This is a genomic window from Stieleria sp., assembly GCF_041595215.1.
Taxonomy (GTDB): domain Bacteria; phylum Planctomycetota; class Planctomycetia; order Pirellulales; family Pirellulaceae; genus Stieleria; species Stieleria magnilauensis.
Window position 1 is genome coordinate 1 of sequence record NZ_JBFHKV010001012.1, and the last position, 3,144, is coordinate 3,144.

General features: G+C 61.0%; 2 protein-coding genes. One reads left to right on the forward strand and one right to left on the reverse strand.

Going from position 1 to position 3,144, the window contains the following annotated elements:
* The coding region (locus ABX749_RS27420) for a choice-of-anchor D domain-containing protein (protein ID WP_372898832.1) at nucleotides 1-2,133 on the forward strand (2,133 nt) is incomplete at its 5' end.
* Nucleotides 2,134-2,180: 47 nt separating this feature from the next.
* Here ABX749_RS27420 and ABX749_RS27425 read toward each other — a convergent pair.
* A partial coding sequence (locus ABX749_RS27425; RefSeq protein WP_372898833.1) for a hypothetical protein occupies nucleotides 2,181-3,144 on the reverse strand: 964 nt, incomplete at its 5' end.

Here is a 3,144-nt window from a genome sequence, read left to right on the forward strand (position 1 = left end):
CAACGGATCACCCGCAGTTCCAATTTCCCTTACACCGCGGACGACCACGCCAACGATCCTTCCTCCGCCTCGCCGCTCCGCGAATCCGGTTCGGTCGCCGTCGATGCGTTCGGCATCATCGAACGAAACGACGACGTCGATTGGTTTCAATTCTCTACCGGTGGTGGCAACGTCTCGCTGCAGATCGATGTACTCGATTACAAACCGAACCTTGATGTGTGGGCGGGACTGTACGATTCCTCGGGCACCTTCCTCGTCGATTCCAATCCCCAAACATCGCTGTCGGCTTCCCTGCAAGACATTCCGCTTGCCGCAGGTGATTATTTCCTCAAGATCGACGGCGTCCCACGCGACGGAACCTACGACGCTGCACTGGACGCCGTGGTCGAGCCGATGCCGGCGCCGTACACCGTGGCCAACCCGCTCGGTTACAGCGACTACGGCAGCTTGGGTCAGTATCGGATCAGCGGAACGATCGTCGATCCCGGCATCGCATCGGTCTCGATCACCGCCGCCTCGGCAACGGTTGCCGAGGGTGAACAGGCGGAATTCACGCTCACCAACAGCGCTGGCGGCGACGGCGATGTGATCGTCGAAGTTCGTTCGGTGCGTCAATCGGCGCCGGGCCAGCCGGCTCCCAACTCGACCGAGCCCGCGGATTTCGGCGGACCGCTACGGCAAACCGTTTCGATGCTCAACGGCAGCGGGACGTTGCTGATCCCGATCGTTGACGACGCAACTGCCGAAGGCTCTGAGTTCTTTGAAGTGCACATCGTGGACGCGGCAACGTATGCCGTGGCCGATCGCGTTGCCGCCATGGAAGTCGAAGAAATCGTGTCGATCTATTCCATCGAAGCGACCGCGACGATCGCCAACGAAGGGGATGAGGGGACCGGTTCGACGCACCAGTTCACCATCCTTCGCGCCGGACTGCCCACGCAAGCCCACGAGGTCCATTGGCGACGCATCTTCCCCGTCGGCAGCATGATGTCGGCCGATCTTCAGGATTTCGTTTCTCCCGCATCCGGATCGGTCTCCTTTGAGATCGGTGAGACGTCTCAGTCACTGGAAATCGAGATTCGCGGTGACACCGATTCGGAGCCTGATGAGTCCTACACCATCGAGTTGTACGTTCCGACCGGCGGAACGTATCAAGTCGATCCAGTCGCCTTCAGCGCCGACGGCCAGATCATCAACGATGACCCTGTCCTGCCTGAGATCACGTTGCGCGGCAATCAGGGATTGTCGATCGTCGACGGCGCTGCGGCGATGATCGGCAACGGGACCGACATGGGATTGGTCGATGTCCAAGCCGACTCTCACACGCAAACGTTCACGATCGAAAACGAAGGCGGCATGGATCTGTACCTGTCGTCGCTCGCGATCTTCGGAACCCACAGCTACGACTTTTCAATCACGCGGTCCCCCGCGGTCTTGGTCGGACCGGGCGATTCGACGACGTTCGACGCCACGTTTGATCCGACCGCTGCCGGACGGCGAAACGCGACGATCATGATCTCCAGCAATGACGCCAACGAGTCCGTGTTCAGCGTCCCCGTGTCCGGACTGGCGACCGATCTCCGCGTCGAGCGGGTCGAGGTCAACCAGGGTGCCGGATCGCGCAGCCAACTCGATTCGGTCACGGTCGTCTACAACCAACGCGTCGACCATCCATCGCTCTCGCAGGCCTGTGAGATTCGAAACGTCACCACCGGCCAGTCTGTCGAATCGATCCAGGCGACGCCGGTGGATTTCAACGGTCGCACCGAAGTCTTGCTGACCCTCGAAGACGCCGCCGGCGTCCCCGTCGTGCTAGACGACGGTAACTATGAACTCCGCGTGCGATCGTCCGCGGCGATGTCACTGGCCGTCGAACCCTATCCGATGCGCAACGATCTGTTGTTCGGCACCGACGCCGGCGCGGTCGATCGTGCCGACGCGTTCTTTCGCCTGTTCGGCGATTCCGATGGGGATCGCGACGTCGATGGACAAGATTACGGACGCTTCGGATTGTCGTTCCTGCGGCCCAACACCTCACCGGATTTCAACGCGCAATTTGACGCCGATCGGGATGGCGACGTCGATGGACTCGACTACGGCCAGTTCGGGCTCAGGTTCCTGAAGACGCTGTGATGCGTTTCATGCGTCTGTTTCCGGCTATCGCAGCATTCCCTTGCCGGCTATCGCAGCGACGATGGCGTGCCGGCGGCGATGCTGAGGTCTCCGCCGGGGACGTAGTTTCCGCTCAACAGGTCCATCAGCTTCGCTCGTGCGTCTCGTTCCCGCGGTTGTTCCATGCCCGGCGGGCTGCCCCAAAACAGGTGGGTGTTGTCGCCGGTGATGATTTCCAATTGGGGCACCAGATTCAGGCGTGAGTCACCGCTGACGGTGATTTTGGCGATTCGGATTTGATCGCGGACGGCGGAAAGCAGCTTGGCCAACAACGCCGCCGACTCCACGCGGCGGTCGCCAAATGGCGTGCCCTCGTTGCCGGTCGGGTACAGCTCCCAGACTTCGATGTGAATCAATTCCATCGCATCGTCGTACGTCAATCCGGCCGTCGGCAGCAGCATCCCCTCGCCATCGAGCGGCAGATAACCGTTCACGTCCGAGACCGGATAGCCGAGACTTTTCAGGTGCTCGGCGATCATCTGTTTCCATTTCTCGCCCCCGGTGACATGAAACGCCGCCACCGGTTGGCGGTAATCCAAGTCCAATTCGAACTTGCCCGACGGCAGTTTTCGAACGCGATGGACATGTTTGACCCAAGGGTGGCTGGCAAAGGCCGACGCCAGTTTCGCGGTCACACTGCGATCGGCCGGCGACAATTCGGTCAACCGGGTTTCGTCATAGACCTCCGCCACCAAATCGGTCCGCACGTACTCATGCGGCGGGGAAATCGTGATCGATTGCGGATCCACGCTTCCGTAGGCCTGGGCGAAATGCTCGGCGTACCAGCGTGAGTAGGCGAGGTACGAGCCGATCAACAGCAGCATCGGCCAGATCAACGACCAGGCCGCCGGCGCCAGAATCAATCGGCGCAGAATGCTGCGGATCGGGCGATGATCGGTTTGCTCGCTTTGCTTGGCCATCTGGCCGCACCTTCCATGGATAAAGCACGCCGTTGCCGGCCGATTCCGATCG